This window comes from Solibacillus kalamii (assembly GCF_002174535.1).
Lineage (GTDB): Bacteria > Bacillota > Bacilli > Bacillales_A > Planococcaceae > Solibacillus > Solibacillus silvestris.
On sequence record NZ_NHNT01000002.1, the window covers coordinates 217,354 to 237,469 of the forward strand.

Genomic DNA, 20,116 nt, shown 5'->3' on the forward strand with positions numbered 1-20,116 from the left:
CATAATGTTTCAAACGATGGAGCAGTGCACAAATTTTATTTTTAAATTAAAAGCAAGCCAATATAAAGGCGAACCATTACAGTCAGCGAAGATCATCCTGGACGCACTTGGCAATCCGGAACAAAAAACGAAATACATTCATTTTGCAGGTTCCAATGGAAAAGGTTCAACGTTGAATGCAACGCGTGAGATTTTAATCAAGCATGGCTTAACGGTAGGTGCCTTCATATCTCCGCATTTAGAGCGTGCGAATGAACGAGTGACGATCAATAAACAGCAAATTTCCGATGAGGACTTTTTACGTGTTGCAAACGAGATTGCGGAAGTTGTTGAAAACAAATTGAACGGAAAGTTTCCAAGCTTTTTTGAGTTCATGACATTACTTGCCCTAAAATACTTTTCGGAGCGATCAATGGATATCGCTTTGCTTGAAACCGGTATTGGCGGACGTTTGGACTCGACAAATGTTGTGACGCCGGAAGTGAGTGTTATTACTACGATATCGCTTGAACATACGGATATGCTAGGTGAAACGTATGCGGAAATTGCCGCAGAAAAAGCCGGAATTATTAAGCAAGGTAAGCCGGTCGTTGTCGGAGTGAAAAATCTGGAAGCGCTAGCGGTAATTCAACAAACCGCAGCACAACAGCATGCACCGATTTATACGATAAACGAACACTTTTATGTGAAAAATCAAAAAGGTGCTTTTTTTGACTACCGAGGCATTATCAGCATTGACAAGATTGAACTTGCGATGGCAGGGGAACATCAAAAGGCGAATGCCGCGCTTGCTATTACGGCAGCCCATTTATTCCTTTCATCGTTTGATGCACAAAAAGTAAAACTGGCCTTGCAGCATGCAAAGTGGGAAGGACGTTTTGAACGGGTACGCCACAATGTCATTTTAGACGGTGCCCACAATTCGGAAGGGACGACTGCCCTCATTAAAACTTTGAAAGAAACCGCTCCGAAGCATAAAGTGAAGTTTGTCTATGCTGCATTACAGGACAAGGATCATGCCGTAAGTATAAAGTTAATGGATGATGTCGCATCTGAAATGCACTTCACACAAATTGATCTGCCGCGCGCAGCAACAGCGAAGCAATTATTTGAGCAAAGCACACATTCAAAAAAGTTTATGCATTCAAACTGGCAGGTGCTAATTGATAAAGAAATGAATCATTTGGCTGAAGACGAGCTGCTCGTTATTACCGGCTCTTTGTATTTTATCGCTGAAGTGCGCCGTCTGTTTATAGAAAGAGAGTGGATTTCATGATTCCATTACTGGAAGTATATAAAGAGCGTTGGCAAGTGGAAAGTGAACAAGCGATCAAGCCGGGTTTGGAGGCAATTGAATTCGCGCTCCGTAAGTTAGGTGAGCCTCAAAAACAACTGAATGTCGTTCATCTAGCGGGAACGAACGGAAAAGGTTCAACATTGGCTTTCATTGAAGGGATGGCACGGGAATACGGGTTATCGGTCGGGAAATTCATGTCACCTTGCATTGTGGATGTTCATGACCAAATACAGATTGATGGCCGTCCAATCACAAATGATCAGATGGACCGCATGTTTCAGCAATTGGCAAAAGCGGGGCTTAGCGGAAAACTAACGGACTTTGAACTGTTGACGGCAGTGGCGCTTTTATATTTTGCTGAGCAAAGTCCGGACTTAGTATTAATCGAAGCAGGCATGGGTGGCAGAGAAGACAGTACAAATGTTGTGACACCGATTGTTTCGGTAGTACCGAGTATTGCTTTGGAACATACGAATTTTTTGGGCAATACATTAACGAGTATCGCGTATCATAAAGCCGGCATATTGAAAGAAAACCGTCCTGCTGTCATTGGGGATATGACAGAAGAGGTTGCGGAAGTTTTCGAAAAAGAAGCCATGCAAAAAAATGTGCAATTATCCAAGTTTGGAAAGGATTTTTTCGTTACAAAACTTGATGGGACAGAAACGTATGAGTACCCATTACAGCAAATTACTATTTCCGATTTACAGCGTCAGCTATTGGGGAAACATCAAGGGCATAATATGGTATTGGCCATTACTGCTTTTCTGGTAGTTATAAAGAAATTCGAACTGCTGCTAGATCTTCAAAAAATCCGCAAGGGTGTGAACAATGCAACACTTGCCGGGCGCTTTGAACAAATTCGCCCCAATCTTTATTTTGACGGAGCGCATAATCCTGCAAGCATTCAGTCATTGGTTGATACGGTTAAAGAGCACTTTCCGAATAAGCGAATTGAATTTATTATCGGGCTACTGGCGGACAAGGATATCAAAACAATTCTGCAGTTATTGGAAGAAGTCGGTGATGCTTTTTATTTCGCCAATATTCATAATAAACGTGCAATGCAGGCAATGACTCTTTACGAACTTAGTCAAGCGAAGGAAAAACAAATAATAGATGATGTAAACGAATTTTTACAAGGTTTAGTAAAAGGTGACACGGTTCGAATTGTAACCGGCTCACTTTATTTACTAAGTGAAATTCGACGAAATATGCACTAATGCAGATGGAGAAACGGTTCCTATAGGAAAAGCACGGTGCCTGTGATTACTGGCTCACGAGTACCCGTGGAAAGCGTCCAAACTGATTTGAAAAGCAAATTAATAGAAGCAAGCGGACTTCAATTGCAAATAATGAGGAATAATAGCGAAAACTTTTTAGAGGGAGGCGACAGCAGTCTCCTCTTTTTTTATCGCTATTTTGCTATTATTGTATGAAAAAGAGATGGAGCTGTGGCAACGATGAAAGCTTTAAGGAATAATGCCATTTTTCAAGCAATGTTCATTGGAAGTATTACAGGGCTTGCTGGCGTCATACTATTTGTTTTTATTCTGCAACTACCGACGACAACCGAAGAAGCTGCAGAAACAATCCCGACAGTTCAAACACCCGAGGAGCAGCAAGTACAGCAACAGTATTTTGCGTTGCAGCATGGTGTTTTTTCAAATTTTGATAGTGCAGCACAATTTTTAGGCACTTATCCTACATTAAATAAGGCAGCAGTTGTTAAAGTGGACGAGCAGTATTTTGTCTGGTCCCGACTGGACACAGAAAAAGTGGAAACAGCATTAACGATTGTACCGACCGGATTTTATAAAAAAATTACGATTATGAGCAGCTGCCCAAATCCTGCAGAATTTCAGCTGCCGGTCACATTGAAAGATTCGAAAATGTTCTCATTGGAAGAGACAGAAGCAATTGACAAACAACAAGTGCCAAAAGACTGGACGGCACTTATGACGGAAGTTTCTAAGCTTTCCACGAATCCGAATGTTGTTCGTCTGCATATGTTTATAAATTATTTTGAGAGTTTGGATTGCTTGAAAGTAACATTTTAATCGATGTAAACATACAGAAATCTTGTTTTTGTATATTTGCAACTAGAGTTGGCTGTTGTCCAAATTTCCTTTTCTCGGTTACTATAGTGGGTAGGAGGATTGGAAATGAATTTTACTACAAATGAACAACTAATATTAGCTTCTGCTTCACCAAGGAGAAAGGAACTGCTTCAAATGCTGAATATCCCGTTTACCATTGTGACGAGCGATGTTGTTGAAACAAGCGTAACAGTCGATACGGCTCGTGAATATGTGACAGAAGTGGCATTGTTGAAAGCACGTGATGTGGCCAAGAGATGTCAGGGGAAATGTATTATCGGAGCGGATACAATTGTTGTGTTTAATAATCAAATACTGCACAAGCCTGTTTCGGAGGAAGAAGCCATAGAGCATCTAACAAAGCTTGCCGGGAATCGCCATGAAGTAATGACTGCTGTAGCCCTTATTTTGGCTGACGGAACAGAGCATACTTTTGTAGAAGTAACATCCGTACTATTTAAAGAAATTTCTCCGCAATTGATCAAGGCCTATGTTCAGACAGGAGATCCATTTGATAAAGCAGGCGGATACGGAATTCAAACGAGTGGCGCCGTGCTCGTTGACCGTATTGAAGGGGACTACAATAATGTCGTCGGTTTACCGATTGCTACATTAGTTCAAAAAATGCTTACATTACAACTACTAAAACTACCATTTTAGGAGTGATGTAAATGACGGTCCAACCGTTATTGAATATGAAAATCCATGATGTTCATGAATCAGACCGCCCGCGTGAACGCCTCATCCGCCAAGGAGCAAAGAGTCTGTCAAATCAGGAGCTGATCGCCATCTTGCTCGGGACCGGGACAAAAAGAGAGTCTGTATTGACCGTAGCTAACCGGGTACTGATCAACTTCGAAAAATTGCATAATTTAAAGCATGCAACACTGGAAGAAATAACAGAGATAAAAGGAATTGGGGAAGCAAAAGCGGTTTTACTGCTCGCTGCGATTGAACTGGGAAGACGACTTGCGTCGAGAGATTTAGAAGAACGCTTTACTATTCGATCGCCGGAAGATGCAGCCACCTTTTTAATGCAGGATATGACATCCTTACAGCAGGAACATTTTGTCTGTCTCTTTCTCAACGTAAAAAATCAGGTGCTTCATAAGCAAACAATCTTTGTTGGCAGCTTGAATGCCAGCATCGTCCACCCTCGGGAAATATTCCGCGAAGCTGTAAAACGTTCCGCTGCTTCAATAATCTGTTCCCACAACCATCCAAGCGGCATCCCGACACCAAGTCCGGAAGATATTGATGTCACAACAAGACTTTATGAAGCAGGTAAAATAGTGGGGGTCGACTTGCTCGACCATGTTATCATCGGTGATCATCAGTTTATAAGCATGAAGGAAAAGGGATACTTCTAATTCTAAGGAATCCTTGGCAACTGGACAAACGTATTAAAGCGTTTGTCTTTTTATTTTGTAGTTATTTAATCACGAATTAACAGGTAGTAAGACGAAATCAGAACACTGTAAAAACACAATGGATGCCCAAGTGCTGTCACAGGATGGGACGGTTTTAGCTCGTGTTCCCTCTAATTCAGGGAGGTAGAAAACCCCCACTGATAGAAGTTTCAAATTATTACATTGCGATAACAATTATTACGGATTTAAAAATTCGTCGACAATTTTCGCAATTGCAACTTTTATTTGTTATATTCGTCATAAGCATGTGGCGATTTTGTTAAATCTTACATATTAATTTTATTTGTTTCGTAACGGAAATAGAAATACAATAGTAAAGTAGTGTTGTAGAAAAAAACATTCGACAAAAGTCGCGATTCGGTGCTTGTAACACTATAATTTTTTGATGTAATTCGTTATAATAGAGCGTATGATTTTGCTAGCATCATAAATTAGAAATCGTTTTAATAAGAAAGGGAGTACTTAATTTGTTTGGATTAGGGAATAAAGATGTCGGGATTGATCTTGGCACAGCTAATACATTAGTATTTGTAAAAGGTAAAGGAATTGTATTGCGTGAACCATCAGTAGTAGCGAAAAATACAAAAACTGGCGATATTGTAGCAGTCGGAAACGACGCAAAAAATATGATTGGTCGTACACCGGGTTCAATCGTGGCAATCCGCCCGATGAAAGATGGCGTTATTGCTGATTTCGAAATTACAACAGCAATGATCCAATATTATTTAAAAGAAGCAATGAAAGCATCGGGTTCTAACTGGAAGAAACCGAATGTCATGATTTGTGTGCCATATGGTATTACTTCAGTTGAGCAACGTGCTGTTATTGATGCAAGTCGTCAAGCGGGTGCAAAAGAAGCATTTACAATTGAAGAACCATTTGCTGCAGCAATCGGGGCAAACTTGCCGGTATGGGAGCCAACAGGTTCGATGGTAGTTGATATCGGTGGAGGTACAACAGAAGTAGCTGTTATTTCTCTGGGCGGTATTGTAACAAGTGAATCAGTACGTGTCGGTGGTGATGCAATGGATCAGTCCATTATCGCCTACATCCGTAAAACATATAACTTAACAATTGGTGAGCGTACAGCAGAAAGCATCAAAGTAGAAATCGGTACAGCACTTGCTGAAGGACCTGCTGAAACGATGGAAATTCGCGGACGCGACTTGTTAACGGGTTTACCAAAAACAATTGAAATTACATCAGATGAAATTTCAAAATCTTTACATGAAGCGATTGTTGTTATTTTAGATGGTGTTAAGAAAACATTGGAACAAACACCACCTGAATTATCTGCAGACGTAATGGAGCGTGGTATTGTTTTAACAGGCGGTGGCGCATTATTACGTAATTTAGATAAAGTAATCAGTGATGAAACAAAAATGCCTGTATTTATTGCTGAAGATCCGCTGGATTGTGTTGCAATCGGGACGGGTAAAGCATTGGACAACATCGCTTTAATTCGCGCACAACAACTGAAGTAAGGAGGACTGGCAGTGCCACATTTTTCTAATAAAAAGTTAATTGTCCTATTAGTAAGCGTGATTTTTCTAGTGGCATTGATTGGTTTCTCTTTACGTGATCGTCATAACGCAACATTACCCGAGAAAATTATTAAAGATACAGTTGGCTTTGCACAATCCCTTGTCGCAAAGCCGGCTAATTACATAACAGGTATTTTTAGCAATATTGATTCGCTGTTAAATACGTATGAAGAGAACCAGCGCTTAAAAATGCGTCTAGAAGACTTTGCCGTGCTAAAGGCAGAAGTGAGTACTTTAAAGGCCGAAAATTCTTCATTGCGTGAACTCGCATCAATCGAGGAAAGTTTGCGTGATTTCGACCCAATTCAGGCGACGGTCATCGCGAGAAACCCTGATCAGTGGGAAGAAAAAATTATTTTAAACAAAGGAACAGCACATGGTGTTGAAAAAAACATGGCTGTTATGACTTCTCGAGGGCTAGTTGGTAAAATTGTCATCGCAACACCTTATACTTCAGAAGTGGAACTGCTTTATACGAATAATGAAAACTATCGTGTGTCAGCGGTTGTACATGATGAAAAGAATAAGGAAATTCATGGTTTAGTAGAAGGTTATGACGTTGAGCGTAACGAATTACTATTAAAGCGTATCGATTCTAAAGTGGAACTTAAAGAAGGCGGTAAAGTATTGTCTTCCGGACTAGGGGGAATCTTCCCGAAAGGTATCTTAATCGGTGAGATTACAGAAGTGACAACTGATGACTTCGGTTTAACGAAAATGGCCTATGTCAAACCAGCGGCAGATTTTTCAATGATCGAGCATGTTATTATTGCTAAGCGCAAAACAATTTCGGTAGATGGTTCTGATGGCGGCAGTACAAATGAAGATTTAGTAAATGGACCGGCCGATGAAAATGAGGGGGATAAGTAATGCTCGCTCGATTTTTAATTGGCTTCGTTGCTGTCTTGCTGTTTTTACTTGAATCCGAGTTCGCCGTGTTCTCCCCATTGCAGTTGGGTGAAGGAATCTATTATTTGATTCCGCGTTTTTTAATTTTATATTTAATTTTTCTGTCCATTTATTACAGCCGAAAAAAAGCCATGATTTATGGTCTTATTTTTGGACTTTGTTTTGATGTGTTTTATATTAATATTATTGGTCTTTATACGGTTTTATATCCTGCTATCTGTTATATAGCGGCATGGTGTGTAAAACGTGTTCATCCACATCTAGTATTTTCTACGATTTTGGCATTATTGCTGATGATTGTTTTCGAATTTGTTGTATATGAATTTTTCTATATGCTCCAATTTACAACGATGGCGCTTCAGCCGTTCCTAGTGAATCGGTTAGTTCCGACAACAATTGGTAATCTATTATTTTTGATAATGCTTGCATGGGCGTTTAAATATTGTCTTAACGCTCGTGTATTTCAACGGGCACAATAGCATTTTAAAAAAACGAAAAGAAACAAAGCGGATACATAATCCGGTTGTTTTCTTTTCGTTATTATGTAGCGCGAGGTGACTTGAAAAAGCTATGAAAAAACAACTTATCCATATTAAAGGAACAAAAGATGGGTTAGTACTTCGTTTGGATGACCAATGTTCTTTTACAGAGTTGGTAGAAGAACTTGGAAAAAAAGTTACAGACGGCCATCTTGATGGTAAAATAGATGTACAATTACACTTAGGTAAACGTTACTGTACACAAGAGCAAAAAGACCAGCTTACTGAAATTGTGGAAGGGCAGCAAAAGCTATGTGTGAAGAAAATTCAAAGTGATGTTATTACATTAGAAGAAAGCCATAAACTGCTTGAGACTAGTCGCTTTGAAACATATGTAGGAATTGTGCGTTCCGGACAAACGATTCGTGTTACTGGTGATATCCTTGTGTTAGGTGATGTCAATCCAAACGGGCGTATTGAGGCAGGGGGTAATGTACATATTGCGGGTAAGTTAAAAGGCATTGTGCATGCAGGCATGGATGGCAATGAACAAGCAATTGTATCCGCGTCACATTTTGAACCAACACATATATTGATTGGAAATTATGTGGAAGTAATGACGAACGAGTCGCAATATATATTAGACAATACCGATCAGATTTTTGCCTATCTTGGAGAAAATAATGTAATAGCATATGATAGAATCCAGGAAATAAGAAATGTACGACCGAATTTATCAACATTCAAAGGAGGAAGCTAAATGAGTGATGAAGAATTATTATTCTCTAAGAATACTGATGAAACTGGAGCTCAAAAAGCTACCTTATATAAGGAAGGGGCCGCTAATGTGGGAGAAGCAATCGTTATAACTTCAGGAAAAGGTGGAGTAGGAAAAACTACTACGACTGCAAACCTAGGAACGGCATTGGCACTTCAAGGAAAGAAAGTTTGTCTAGTCGATACGGATATCGGACTGCGTAATTTAGACGTTATATTAGGTTTGGAAAATCGGATCATTTATGATTTAGTGGACGTTATTGAGGGCCGCTGCAAAACGCATCAGGCATTAGTAAAGGACAAACGTGTAGATGAACGTCTATACTTGATGCCTGCTGCCCAAAATACAGACAAGAACGCGATTAACCCTGAACAGATGAAAGCTTTGATCGATGAGTTGAAGCGTGAGTTTGACTATATTTTAATTGATTGTCCGGCCGGTATTGAGCAAGGCTATCGCAATGCGGTCGCTGGTGCTGATCGTGCCATTGTTGTGACGACACCTGAAATTTCAGCAGTAAGAGATGCGGATCGTATTATCGGATTGCTGGAACAGGAACCAATCGAACCGCCTAAGCTTATTATTAACCGAATCCGTAAGAGCTTGATGAACAACGGAGATGCGATGGATATTACAGAAGTAACAACGCATTTATCGATAGATTTATTGGGAATCATTGTCGATAGTGAAGATGTTATCAGTTCATCCAATAAAGGTGAACCAATTGTCATGAATCCGAATAACAAAGCATCATTGGGATACCGTAATATCGCACGCCGTATATTAGGGGACTCTGTGCCGTTAATGTCCTTGGAAGATGATCAGCCAAAAGGCGTTTTTGCAAAAATAAAAGCATTATTTAAATAAGAAGTAAGCTGTATGGAATGAAAACTACTATTCTGTACAGCTTTTTTTCTATGTACAGGCTTTCCTGAATTGTATTGTTGTTCCTGACATATACTAGTGCAAAAAGAGGGATGGTGAGCTTGAAAAAATGGCAGTGGCTCATCGCGAGTATTGTCTTTGTTGTTATTTATAGCTGTAATTATTATGGGGATATCGCTACAAAACGTGTCATTCATTCGGTTGTCTATAGTTCGGATGATTTAGTCATGATGCGAAAAGCGGTGGTGAATATGTTGTCTAATGAAGACCAGCAGCTCCCTGTTAGTGCAGATGTATCGATTAGTCAATTACAGCTCTTTGAAACGATTGATCGTTTTAATGACGGATATTTACTCGTGTATGATGAACCGTTCGTATTAAATGCATTGTATGATGGGATGATTGTGTTTACGGGCCATACAAAATATAACGGGAAAACGGTCTCGGTTGTTTATGATACAGGGGATACGGTTACGTTTGGGTTTGTGGACGACTTCTATGTATTACCTTATACAACGGTAACAAAAGGTGCAGTTGTCGCAACGAAAAAAAGCGGGGAACTCTATATTCAGATTGAACGTAACGGGGAAGTTTTAAATATGGAAGAAACGATTCGCTGGCTAAAGGAACAGCCGATTTAGATGAAAATTACGATTCATCCATTGTTTTTGTTACTGCTCTTATCAATCGTATTATATGGTGATATTGCTTTATACAGTGTTATTATTGTTTCGCTATTATTTCATGAATTAGGCCACTTTATCGCTGCAAAGCTTGTCGGAGCCAAGATAACGCAATGTAAAATCGTTCCTTACGGCGGGGAGATGACGATTAAGGATGAATTGCAGTTATCCTATCAGCAACTGATCATTATCGCTATTGGAGGACCGGTTGCAACATGTCTCGGAATTTTTATCAGTTTATTCCTGCCCGATATGCTGAGTGCGAGATTAATAGAAGTTCAGTTCTTTATTCTGGCTATTAACCTCATCCCCATTTGGCCTCTGGATGGTGGAAGAATACTATGTTACAGCATTTTGAAATGGCGGCCGTTTTCTAAAATTTTCGAATTTTATTTAACGGCTTCTTTTTATTTACTTACGGTAACAATTATCGTACTATTATATTTATTGCCGCAGACATTGTCTTTAGCAATTATAAGCCTCTTTTTATGGAGCAAAGTAATTGGAGATTGGAAATATCGAAAATACCGTTCTGCTTTTGAGAAAATAGTTATGAAGCGGTTGACTTGATAATTCTGATGTGGTAGTATTTTAATGTTATTGTTTGTAGCACCCGTGCTACTGCAACCGCGCTGAACAGGTTTAAGTACCTTTATAGGTCACCTGCAATTCCGGGCGAGTCTGAGTCTAAGAGGAGGTGCATTTTAATGTACGCAATTATCGAAACTGGTGGTAAACAAATCAAAGTTGAAGCAGGTCAAGAAATCTATGTTGAAAAACTAGGTGTGGCTGCTGACGAAATCGTTACTTTTGACAAAGTTTTATTCGTAGGTGGAGAAACAGTTAAAGTTGGAGCTCCAACAGTTGCTGGCGCTACTGTAACAGCTAAAGTTGTTAAAGAAGGTAAGCAAAAGAAAATTACTGTTTTCAAACTTAAAGCGAAAAAGAACTACCGTCGTAAGCAAGGTCACCGTCAACCTTACACAAAATTAGTAGTTGAAGCTATCAACGCTTAATAAGTAGGTGATGGGTATGATTACAGTAACTATTTATAGTGATGAAAACCGTAAATCGTATGGATTTGAAATTTCAGGACATGCTCTATCGGATATCTATGGTCGAGATTTAGTTTGTGCTGGTGCTTCTGCTGTTGCCTTTGGTGCAGTGAATGCAATCCCGCAAATTACAGGAATTACTCCTGAAATCGAACAAGGTGCTGAAGGCGGTTACTTAAAAGTAACTGTTCCACAAGCTGAACTGAATGATGAAACAGACGCTAAATTACAAGTTATTCTGAACACAATGGTGACACAGTTCTATACAATGACTGCGAGCTATTCAGAATATATCGAATTGAAATATAAAATGATCTAGGAGGTGGAACAGAATGTTATTATTAACTTTAGATCTTCAATTCTTCGCATCTAAAAAAGGTGTAGGTTCTACTAAAAACGGACGTGACTCTGAGTCTAAACGCCTTGGTGCTAAACGCGCTGATGGTCAATTTGTTACTGGTGGTTCAATTCTTTACCGTCAACGCGGTACAAAAATTTACCCAGGTACAAACGTAGGCCGCGGTGGTGACGATACATTATTCGCAAAAGTTGACGGCGTTGTTAAATTTGAACGCTATGGTCGCGACAAGAAAAAAGTATCTGTATACCCTACAGCTCAAGAAGCATAATTCTTGCAATGAAAGGACTGCATTTATTGCAGTCCTTTTTTAAGTTTTTGCACAAAAATGAAGAGATGCCTTTATAAATGGATGGTTGAAATTTTCTTAAGTATTGAATATGGCATGAGTATGAAGTATGGAAGGAAAATTGATGAAAAACTTGTTATACTAATAATACTGTAATACGGAGTGTGTAAAATGACCGTTTCAAAATTAACTGTAAGTGAAGCATTACGCTTTGCGAATCACGACTATTTGAATCAGCTTCATTTAATCCAGATGAACTTAGATTTAGGGCGAGTGGACGAGGCGAAAAAAGTAATTTTTGACCAGTCTCAACATTGTAAAATGCTTTCGAACATCAATCGACTTCAATTAACGGAAACAGTGGAATGGCTTCATACCCTGAGTTGGCGTTATCCGGCTTTACAACTAAGCATGACAAGTAATGTAAACGCACCAATACAAAGCAAGTACGATGAAGCGATTGTTCAATACTTGGAAAACACAATTATTCATGTTTACGACAAGCTTGATCCATATGAAGAGCATCAATTACTGTTAAACATCGAAACATATGAAGAGAAATGGAATATTTCATTTCATTTAAAGGGAAAATGGGAACAGTCGTCATTTTCAATAGAACAGAATATTTTTAATGTGGAAACATATGAACAAACGAATACAAGTTGGAAGTATGTTCTTCACATATGAGGAGTGAAAGAAATGTTTGTCGATCACGTAAAGATTTATGTTAAAGGTGGAGACGGCGGGGATGGAATGGTTGCCTTCCGTCGTGAAAAATATGTACCGAATGGTGGTCCTGCAGGTGGAGACGGAGCACGAGGCGGTAACGTCATATTTGAAGTAGAAGAAGGTTTACGTACGCTAATGGATTTCCGTTACAAACGTCACTTCAAAGCTGAACGTGGAGAGCACGGAATGAGTAAAGGGATGCACGGTCGTCGCGCAGAAGATTTAATCGTTAAAGTGCCACCAGGAACAGTTGTGATGAATGCTGAAACAAAAACAGTCATTGCCGATTTAGTTGAACATGGTCAACAAGCTGTAATTGCTAAAGCAGGCCGTGGCGGACGTGGTAACTGCCGTTTTGCGACACCTTCTAACCCAGCACCAGAATTAGCCGAAAAAGGCGAACCAGGTCAAGAGCTGGAAGTAATTTTAGAATTGAAAGTATTGGCGGATGTTGGATTAGTTGGTTTCCCTTCTGTTGGTAAATCAACATTACTTTCTGTAGTTTCTTCAGCAAAGCCTAAAATCGGCGCTTATCACTTTACGACAATCGTACCGAACTTAGGCATGGTAGAAACAGATGATGGCCGTTCATTCGCAATGGCTGATTTACCTGGTCTTATCGAGGGTGCGCACCAAGGTGTCGGATTAGGAATGCAGTTCCTGCGTCACATTGAGCGTACACGTGTAATCGTACACGTAATCGATATGTCCGGTATGGAAGGCCGCGAACCTTATGATGATTATGTAACAATTAACAACGAGCTTGAACAATATAACTTACGATTACTTGAGCGTCCTCAAATTGTCGTTGCAAACAAAATGGATATGCCGAATGCGGAAGAAAACTTGAAAGAGTTTAAAAAGAAAGTGGGAGAAGATGTAAAGGTCTTACCGGTTTCAGCAGTTTCTCGTCAAGGATTAAAGCCATTACTATTTGAAATTGCGGATCTTTTAGAAGTGACACCGGAGTTCTTATTACATGATGTACTTGAAGAAGAATCAGATGCAGTCGTAATGTACAAGCATGAAGGCCAAGGCGGCGACTTCGAAATTACACGTGATGACGATGGCGCATATGTTCTGTCAGGATACACAATCGAACGCCTATTCAAAATGACGGACTTCAGCCGTGAAGACGGTATTCGACGCTTTGCTCGCCAATTACGTGCGATGGGTGTCGATGAAGAGTTACGTAAACGCGGTGCCCAAAACGGCGATACTGTACGTTTAATGGAATTCGAATTTGACTTTGTCGACTAATTAAGTGGGGGATGACGATGAAAAACGTAGCAAATCAGCGATATTATTTAGTGCGTGAAGATGTCCTGACAGATGCGATGCAAAAAACATTGGAAGCAAAACAATTATTGCAAAAAGGATCTGTTTCATCTATATGGGATGCGGTAAAAGAAGTGGATTTATCTCGAAGCGCATTTTATAAATATCGTGATGCAGTTTTTCCTTTCCATTCGATTGTGCAAGAGCGTATTTTAACGGTTTTCATTCAATTGCAAGATCGAAAAGGTACACTTGCCAAATTACTCGAAACTGTATCTGATGCACATTGCAATGTTCTGACGATTCACCAGACGATTCCGATTCAAGGACGTGCCAATGTGACACTTTCTTTAGATGTGACAAGCATGTCTTATGAGCTGGATGAACTTATTCGCAGCTTAAATCAGCTTGAATTTATAGAATCTGCTGAAGTAATCAGTTCTGGCGCATTTTAACTTTCCTTTGAAGAGAAATGTTGCTTAACAGAAAAAGTGAGATGTTCCGGTGCAAATACATCAGGATATAATAAATAAAATTGCTGTCCAATGTGTTTTAGGGCATTTTGGACAGCTTTTCTTATAGGATAAATTTCCAGAAAATTTAGAACTTATGATCGAGGTGCTTATTGATGTCAGAAAAAAAATGGGAAAAAAGAGTTGCTTACCTAGGTCCGGAAGCATCATTTACATATTTAGCAACAAAGGGACTATTTCCGCATGATTGGCATATTCCGTATAAGTCCATACCGGAATGCATTGAAGCGGTATCGGAAGGAAAAGTTGAGCTGGCGGTAGTCCCGGTGGAAAATGCGCTGGAAGGCTCTGTTCCGCTAACAATTGACTACTTGTACCATGAATCCGAGCTTTTCGTTACAGCTGAAGTGATGTCGAAAATTCAGCAGCATTTATTAGTGAATAAAAAGTTTGCGGAAAATAAAGAGGCAATCGAGGAGATTTATTCACATCCGCATGCTTTAGCACAGTGCCATAAATATTTATATTATAATCATGGAGGGATAAGACAGACATCGTATTCTTCAACTGCCGCCGCAGCAGAGCTTGTATCCCAAACAGAAGACCGCTGTATTGCTGCCGTTGCGAACTTTTCTGCCGCTGAAAAATATAATTTACATATACTCGAACACAATATCCATGATTTCCATTTTAATCATACGCGCTTCTTCGTTTTATCGAAGCAAAATACAAAGCATGGTTTAGTACCGTTGCAGGCACAACCGAAAACTACGTTTATGCTTACATTACCGACAGATGTATCTGGTGCGCTTCATCAAGTACTTTCGGTATTTGCATGGCGTAAACTGAACTTGAGTAAGATTGAATCACGACCACTTAAAACTGGACTCGGGAATTATTTCTTCATTACTGATATACTAGCAGATGAAGAGGAACCGATGATGAAAGGTGCAGTGGAAGAACTGATAGCACTAGGCTGCAAAGTGAAGTCACTCGGTACATATTATACATACGTCACACCAGAGTGAGGTGAAGAGCATGAAGCGAATCCTATTATTTGATGGAGAGTGCAATTTCTGTGATGCAAGTGTCCAGTTTATTATTAAACGTGACCCGAAAGCATTGTTTCAGTTTGCGTCGCTGCAAAGTGAAATTGGAAGGGCATTGTTAAAAGAGTATGATGTGCCGGAAAACACAGATAGTATTGTGTTTATAGAAGACGACCAGCATTTTACGGAATCGACGGCCGCACTTAAAATTACACGAAACTTATCTGGTTTGTGGAAGCTGTTTTACGTATTTGTAGTTGTACCAAAACCCGTTCGTGATCTTGTGTATCGCTGGATTGCCAAAAATCGCTACAAATGGTTCGGGAAAAAGCAGGAATGCATGTTACCGTCACCGGAACAGCGAAAACGATTTTTATAATTATATGTGCACTCTGCTTCATGCGGAGTGCTTTTTTTGTTCGGATTTTTATGAGAACAGTGGGGTGCGGTTATTAGAAGAAATGTGGCTTTTATTAGGAAATGCAATGGGTTTATTGAATTCTGAAGGTGGAGGGTTGAAAAAGAATATACGTGACGTACATATTAGAACATTGCTGTGGGATATTAGAAAATATCATTAGGATATTTGAAAATCCAGCTGCGATATTAGAAAAAAGTAACCCATTATTAGAACATCCAAACGATATATTAGAAAATCGGCAATTTATTAGAAGATAAAAAGTTTTTTTAGAAGTTCTGTAATTATATTAGAATTTTCCTTATGAAAATCAAACTTTCCTAAAACGGGGCTCGTCTAATTGATGAAAGGAGGTATTTCGGTGGAAAGTTATTTAATTAATGATACCGCTAATTTATCAAATGAAATGATTATAGATGAATTAATGCAACAGTACGGAGAAGAAATATTAAAGCTTGTTATGCAATATGTACATAATCACTCGGTTGCCGAGGATCTGACGCAGGAAATTTTCGTGAAATGCTACAAGGCACTTCCTTCTTTTCAATATGGTTCATCGTTAAAAACATGGCTTTGGCGCATTGCAATAAACCATTCAAAAGATTATTTGAAAAGCTGGTATGCCAAAAATGTCGAAGCAAAAGATGATGAAGTTTTTATGAAAGTAGAAAGCGGTATGTCCGTTGAACAAGAAGTCATACAGCAGCAGGAAGATGATAACTTAGTCAAGGCGGTCATGACACTGCCGGTCAAATACCGTGAAGTTATTTATTTATGCTATTACGAAGATCAGACGATGAAGGAAATGGCCGAAGTACTGCAAATTAGTGAAAACACGGTAAAAACAAGGCTTAGAAAAGGAAAGCAGCTATTAAAAAAACATCTGGAGCGTGAAGAAAATGGATGATCGTTTAAAAAATTTAAAAAAAGCCATGGATCGCACTGCATTTTCCAGCACAAAGTTCACAGAGCAGCATAAAGAAAATGTCCAACGACAGTTAAACATCGATGAGCTGAAAAAGGTAATTTTATCACTTTTAATTGAAGCAAAGTCCGGTATTGAAATTACGCAATTACTGCATGTAAGGGGAATACAGGCTGTAATCAATAATGAGGGAATCATCTATTCAATTCTTCATGAACAGGAAAGGAATGGGTTTGTGCTCGCAAATTGGACAGACGGCGTTAAGCGGTATGAGTTAACGAAGACCGGAAAAAAACAGTTACAGCAAGAGGGACAAATCAAACTGACAGTGAAGGAACGTCTATTGGGGGTGCGTATGCATGCAGAGTGAACATTTTTTAAATAAAGTAACAGCCTTTATTCGTTCAAAAGAAGCTCAGGTACATGTATATGATGAATTAAAGCACCATATAGAACATTCGAAAAATGCCTGGTTAAAAAAAGGGTATACACCCGATGAAGCGGAACGAAAAGCAATAGATGAAATGGGCTCACCATCCGCACTCGGAAAATCGATGGACAAGATTCACCGGCCGAAAGTCGATTGGCTGCTGATTAGTTTAGTTGCTATTCTATTAGGGGCGAGCTTTATCCCGATTTTAACATTTGATAGTACCGTTATTTTTGGGGCAGATATGACTGATTATTTTATTCGAAACAAATGGCTGCACCTTCTTTGTGCCGTCATATTGATTGCAGCACTGATGTATATCGATTATCGGAAGCTGGAACGTTTCAGTTTAGCTATATATTTGAGTGCACTTATTTTGTTAATGATATTAAATTATTTTCCAACAACTACAGTTTCCGGTCAAAGCTATTTAATGGTAGGGCCGATACAGATTCAGGCTTGGACCGTTTTACCGTTGCTGCTCATTGCTTGGACAGGCTTTTTTACACAAAAAAAATTTAAAAGTTGGCAGTTAATCGTCTTATTTGTTTTGCCGTTATGGTTTATTTTAAGTGCGCCAAACCTGACAGCAGCCCTTATTTATGCAGGGGTCGTTACTATTTTATTTTATTTAAGTGACTACTCGCTGAAATCGAAAATTATGACAAGTTTAACTGGGATCGGCCTAATCGCTAGTGCAATGTTTTTGATTACTCCGCAGCTGCACCATTACCAGCTTGTACGTATTTATGCTTTTCTGAATCCAGAAAGCTATGCTACACAGGAAGGCTATGTTTATCTGGCAATCAAAAATGCATTAGATGAAGCTGGGTGGTTTGGGGCAGAGACGATTCGATATATTCCGGAAGGGCATACAGATTTTGCTTTAGTACAGCTTATCCAGGAATTTGGTTACATTGCAGGAATTGCTGTCGTAACGGTATTATTCGCCATCGCAATTCGTATACTTTGGAAAGCAAAACAATTAGCCCGTTCATATGGCAAATTGCTTGTAATAGGAGCAGTATCTTTTTATTGCATGCAGTTTGGATATTCTGTGGCAATGATTCTTGGTTGGTTGCCGATTATCGGATTATCGCTTCCTTTTATAAGTTACGGTTTTACATCTCTCCTAATAAACTCATTTGTCATCGGGATTGCACTAAGCGTGTATCGCCGGAAAACATTCATAGGGAGTGGAGTGCAGCAGAACTATTCATAAGAAAAACAGCTTATTCATGTGACAGGGTGTCTTTTGAATAAGCTGTTTTATCTTAGTTTTCAATCAAAAACCCGCGCTGACGTAATTTCTCTTCTGCCAGATTCAAGCTTTCTTCAGATGTTGAGCTAATGACATGTAAGTGTGTACCGTCCGTTAATGCAGAAAGATAAAGGGCATTAGTTTCTTGGACGCGTTTTACAAAATGCTCCACTTCCAAGCGGTTTGATACCATAATTGAAGCGGTAATTTCTCCGTATACCGGATGCTCGACTATAACGCTTTCGACCATAACCCCACAATCGACCAATATGAAAAGTTCTTCTTTTGCCTCATTTGGATTGTGCATACATACAATTTTTCGTTGAAGGCGTGTTTGCTGGACATTGTGCATATAAATATACCCTTGGCTTGTTGCTACAATCGGTTCATTTCGTGCTTTCAATAAATTCATATCATTGACGATGACTTGTCTTGAAACATTTGTACGCTTCGCCAAATCCGTACCTGTCATTGGCTGTTCAGCCGTTTTTAACAATGCAAGCAGTTCCAAACGCCGTTCTTCACCTAATAATTTTTTCAATATAATCACCTCAATTAGCATACCAGTTCCTTTTCATCTTATCATATTTACCGCTGGCTAAGCGTGAACATTGTGGCAATAGCACAATTTGTGCATATGCTATTACGAGAAAAGGAGGAAAGAAGTGCGCGTTCATATTGTTCAAAAGGGAGACACTTTGTGGAAAATCGCGAAGCAATACGCGGTTGGCTTTGATGAATTAAAGCGATTAAATGCCCATTTAGCAAACCCTGATTATATTGTTCCGGGAATGGAAATTTATTTACCGGACACGACAGCGAAAAAAGAAATGCGGCAACCTGTGAAAGAACAGCCGAAATCTGTTAAAGAGCAGCCGGTACAAATGCCTGCACCAGCTCCAGCACCGAAGAAAGAGCAAATCGTTAAGCCGGCACCAGTGCCTGCACCAACACCTATGCCGATGCCACAGCCGCAAAAACCGATTTGGCAAGGGGATATTTATTTCCAGCCACCGGCACCACAGCCGATGCCGATGCCAATGCCAATGCCAAACTGGCAAACACATGTACATGTTCAGCCGACATTTGAAAATACGGTGACAGCACCGCAACCAATGCCATTGCCACAGCAACCGGTTATTCAACAACCTCCGCAGCAACCACAGCAACCGATTTTTATCGAACAACCACACTATATTCAGCCGATGCCAATGCCAATGCCGATGCCGATGCCGCAAATGCCTGTGTGTCCAACATGTCACCAAATGCCAATGCCAATGCCAATGCCGATGCCACAAATGCCAGTATGTTCAAAATGTCATCAAATGGCAATGGAATCTCCGATGCACATGCAATCAATGCCAATGCACATGCATCCAATGCCGATGCCTCAAATGCATGGATGTTCAAAATGTAACCAAATGGCAATGGAATCCCCGATGCAAATGCAACCAAATATGTACATGGAGCCAATGCAGATGTCGATGCCGATGCAAATGCAAATGCAGCCGATTTTTAATGAAGAGTCTTCATTAAAGAAAGATCATTGCCATGATAAAGATCACCTAGTGCACCAGTATTATGAAGAAATTGACCACATGATGCGTCAACCAAACCCTTGTTACCCACACATGATGCCATATCAAGAAAATTCAATGCAGCACATGATGCCATATCCAGCAAATACGATGCCCCAAATGCACCAAATGCCACATCCGCCTAAGTCATGTCAATAGTAATTAAAGAG

The 20,116-nt window shown here is 39.7% G+C and carries 25 protein-coding genes and 1 other annotated feature; of the genes, 24 read left to right on the plus strand and 1 reads right to left on the minus strand.

The window, feature by feature from the left end; translation table 11 throughout:
- Nucleotides 1-4 precede the first annotated feature (4 nt).
- The 23 genes from CBM15_RS04680 (at nt 5) to CBM15_RS04790 (ending at nt 18,330) form a co-directional block, all read left to right on the plus strand.
- A complete protein-coding gene (locus CBM15_RS04680) occupies nt 5-1,276 on the plus strand; it encodes a bifunctional folylpolyglutamate synthase/dihydrofolate synthase (protein ID WP_087615919.1) in 1,272 nt (423 codons plus the stop codon).
- Nucleotides 1,273-2,520 carry a bifunctional folylpolyglutamate synthase/dihydrofolate synthase gene (locus tag CBM15_RS04685; protein WP_087615921.1) on the plus strand — a complete coding sequence of 416 codons (1,248 nt, stop codon included), beginning with the start codon at nt 1,273-1,275 and terminating at the stop codon, nt 2,518-2,520. The genes CBM15_RS04680 and CBM15_RS04685 overlap by 4 nt, the downstream gene beginning before the upstream one ends.
- A 240-nt stretch (nt 2,521-2,760) precedes the next feature.
- Nucleotides 2,761-3,357, plus strand: a complete 597-nt coding sequence (locus CBM15_RS04690) for a translation initiation factor 2 (protein WP_087616574.1) — start codon at nt 2,761-2,763, stop codon at nt 3,355-3,357.
- Between the two features lie 105 nt (nt 3,358-3,462).
- Nucleotides 3,463-4,056, plus strand: a complete 594-nt coding sequence (locus tag CBM15_RS04695; protein ID WP_087615923.1) for a Maf family protein — start codon at nt 3,463-3,465, stop codon at nt 4,054-4,056.
- A gap of 11 nt (nt 4,057-4,067) precedes the next feature.
- Entirely contained in the window at nt 4,068-4,766 is a 699-nt protein-coding gene (gene radC, locus CBM15_RS04700; protein WP_008405196.1) for a RadC family protein, read from the plus strand.
- A gap of 527 nt (nt 4,767-5,293) precedes the next feature.
- Nucleotides 5,294-6,310 (plus strand): rod shape-determining protein, encoded by a 1,017-nt coding sequence (locus CBM15_RS04705; protein ID WP_008405197.1) that lies wholly within the window; start codon nt 5,294-5,296, stop codon nt 6,308-6,310.
- 12 nt (nt 6,311-6,322) lie between these two features.
- Nucleotides 6,323-7,240, plus strand: a complete 918-nt coding sequence (mreC, locus tag CBM15_RS04710; protein ID WP_008405198.1) for a rod shape-determining protein MreC — start codon at nt 6,323-6,325, stop codon at nt 7,238-7,240.
- Entirely contained in the window at nt 7,240-7,758 is a 519-nt protein-coding gene (gene mreD / locus CBM15_RS04715; protein WP_008405199.1) for a rod shape-determining protein MreD, read from the plus strand. The genes mreC and mreD overlap by 1 nt, the downstream gene beginning before the upstream one ends.
- A 91-nt stretch (nt 7,759-7,849) precedes the next feature.
- Complete coding sequence (locus CBM15_RS04720) at nt 7,850-8,518, plus strand: septum site-determining protein MinC (RefSeq protein ID WP_087615925.1); 669 nt, start codon at nt 7,850-7,852, stop codon at nt 8,516-8,518.
- A gap of 87 nt (nt 8,519-8,605) precedes the next feature.
- Entirely contained in the window at nt 8,606-9,403 is a 798-nt protein-coding gene (gene minD, locus CBM15_RS04725) for a septum site-determining protein MinD (RefSeq protein ID WP_039966703.1), read from the plus strand.
- 110 nt (nt 9,404-9,513) lie between these two features.
- Nucleotides 9,514-10,062 carry a M23 family metallopeptidase gene (locus CBM15_RS04730; protein WP_239835811.1) on the plus strand — a complete coding sequence of 183 codons (549 nt, stop codon included), beginning with the start codon at nt 9,514-9,516 and terminating at the stop codon, nt 10,060-10,062.
- Nucleotides 10,063-10,674, plus strand: a complete 612-nt coding sequence (locus tag CBM15_RS04735; RefSeq protein WP_008405204.1) for a M50 family metallopeptidase — start codon at nt 10,063-10,065, stop codon at nt 10,672-10,674.
- A gap of 45 nt (nt 10,675-10,719) precedes the next feature.
- Nucleotides 10,720-10,797, plus strand: a sequence feature (ribosomal protein L21 leader region).
- A gap of 14 nt (nt 10,798-10,811) precedes the next feature.
- Entirely contained in the window at nt 10,812-11,120 is a 309-nt protein-coding gene (gene rplU / locus CBM15_RS04740; RefSeq protein ID WP_008405205.1) for a 50S ribosomal protein L21, read from the plus strand.
- A gap of 16 nt (nt 11,121-11,136) precedes the next feature.
- Nucleotides 11,137-11,478, plus strand: a complete 342-nt coding sequence (locus CBM15_RS04745) for a ribosomal-processing cysteine protease Prp (RefSeq protein WP_008405207.1) — start codon at nt 11,137-11,139, stop codon at nt 11,476-11,478.
- A gap of 13 nt (nt 11,479-11,491) precedes the next feature.
- Nucleotides 11,492-11,788 (plus strand): 50S ribosomal protein L27, encoded by a 297-nt coding sequence (gene rpmA / locus CBM15_RS04750; protein ID WP_008405208.1) that lies wholly within the window; start codon nt 11,492-11,494, stop codon nt 11,786-11,788.
- Between the two features lie 189 nt (nt 11,789-11,977).
- Nucleotides 11,978-12,493: a Spo0B domain-containing protein gene (locus CBM15_RS04755; RefSeq protein ID WP_087615928.1), complete on the plus strand. Its 516-nt coding sequence runs from the start codon at nt 11,978-11,980 to the stop codon at nt 12,491-12,493.
- Nucleotides 12,494-12,505: 12 nt separating this feature from the next.
- Nucleotides 12,506-13,795 (plus strand): GTPase ObgE, encoded by a 1,290-nt coding sequence (obgE, locus tag CBM15_RS04760; protein WP_087615930.1) that lies wholly within the window; start codon nt 12,506-12,508, stop codon nt 13,793-13,795.
- A 17-nt stretch (nt 13,796-13,812) separates the two neighbouring features.
- A complete protein-coding gene (locus tag CBM15_RS04765) occupies nt 13,813-14,268 on the plus strand; it encodes an ACT domain-containing protein (protein ID WP_008405215.1) in 456 nt (151 codons plus the stop codon).
- A gap of 173 nt (nt 14,269-14,441) precedes the next feature.
- On the plus strand, nt 14,442-15,314 hold the full coding sequence (pheA, locus tag CBM15_RS04770) for a prephenate dehydratase (protein WP_087615932.1): 873 nt from the start codon (nt 14,442-14,444) through the stop codon (nt 15,312-15,314).
- Nucleotides 15,315-15,324: 10 nt separating this feature from the next.
- Nucleotides 15,325-15,714 (plus strand): thiol-disulfide oxidoreductase DCC family protein, encoded by a 390-nt coding sequence (locus CBM15_RS04775; RefSeq protein WP_087615933.1) that lies wholly within the window; start codon nt 15,325-15,327, stop codon nt 15,712-15,714.
- A gap of 400 nt (nt 15,715-16,114) precedes the next feature.
- The gene (locus CBM15_RS04780; RefSeq protein ID WP_087615935.1) at nt 16,115-16,660 is read left to right on the plus strand and encodes a sigma-70 family RNA polymerase sigma factor; all 546 of its coding nucleotides are present in this window, start codon (nt 16,115-16,117) and stop codon (nt 16,658-16,660) included.
- A complete protein-coding gene (locus CBM15_RS04785; protein WP_087615937.1) occupies nt 16,653-17,048 on the plus strand; it encodes a helix-turn-helix transcriptional regulator in 396 nt (131 codons plus the stop codon). The genes CBM15_RS04780 and CBM15_RS04785 overlap by 8 nt, the downstream gene beginning before the upstream one ends.
- Nucleotides 17,038-18,330, plus strand: coding sequence for an FtsW/RodA/SpoVE family cell cycle protein (locus CBM15_RS04790; protein ID WP_087615939.1), 1,293 nt, complete (start codon nt 17,038-17,040; stop codon nt 18,328-18,330). Before CBM15_RS04785 ends, CBM15_RS04790 begins: the two co-directional genes overlap by 11 nt.
- Nucleotides 18,331-18,382: 52 nt before the next feature.
- Here CBM15_RS04790 and CBM15_RS04795 read toward each other — a convergent pair whose 3' ends face one another.
- A complete protein-coding gene (locus CBM15_RS04795) occupies nt 18,383-18,910 on the minus strand; it encodes a transcription repressor NadR (RefSeq protein ID WP_014823343.1) in 528 nt (175 codons plus the stop codon).
- Between the two features lie 124 nt (nt 18,911-19,034).
- On the opposite strand from CBM15_RS04795, the gene CBM15_RS19600 reads away from it, so the two are divergent.
- Nucleotides 19,035-20,105, plus strand: a complete 1,071-nt coding sequence (locus tag CBM15_RS19600; RefSeq protein WP_087615943.1) for a LysM peptidoglycan-binding domain-containing protein — start codon at nt 19,035-19,037, stop codon at nt 20,103-20,105.
- Nucleotides 20,106-20,116: the final 11 nt, after the last annotated feature.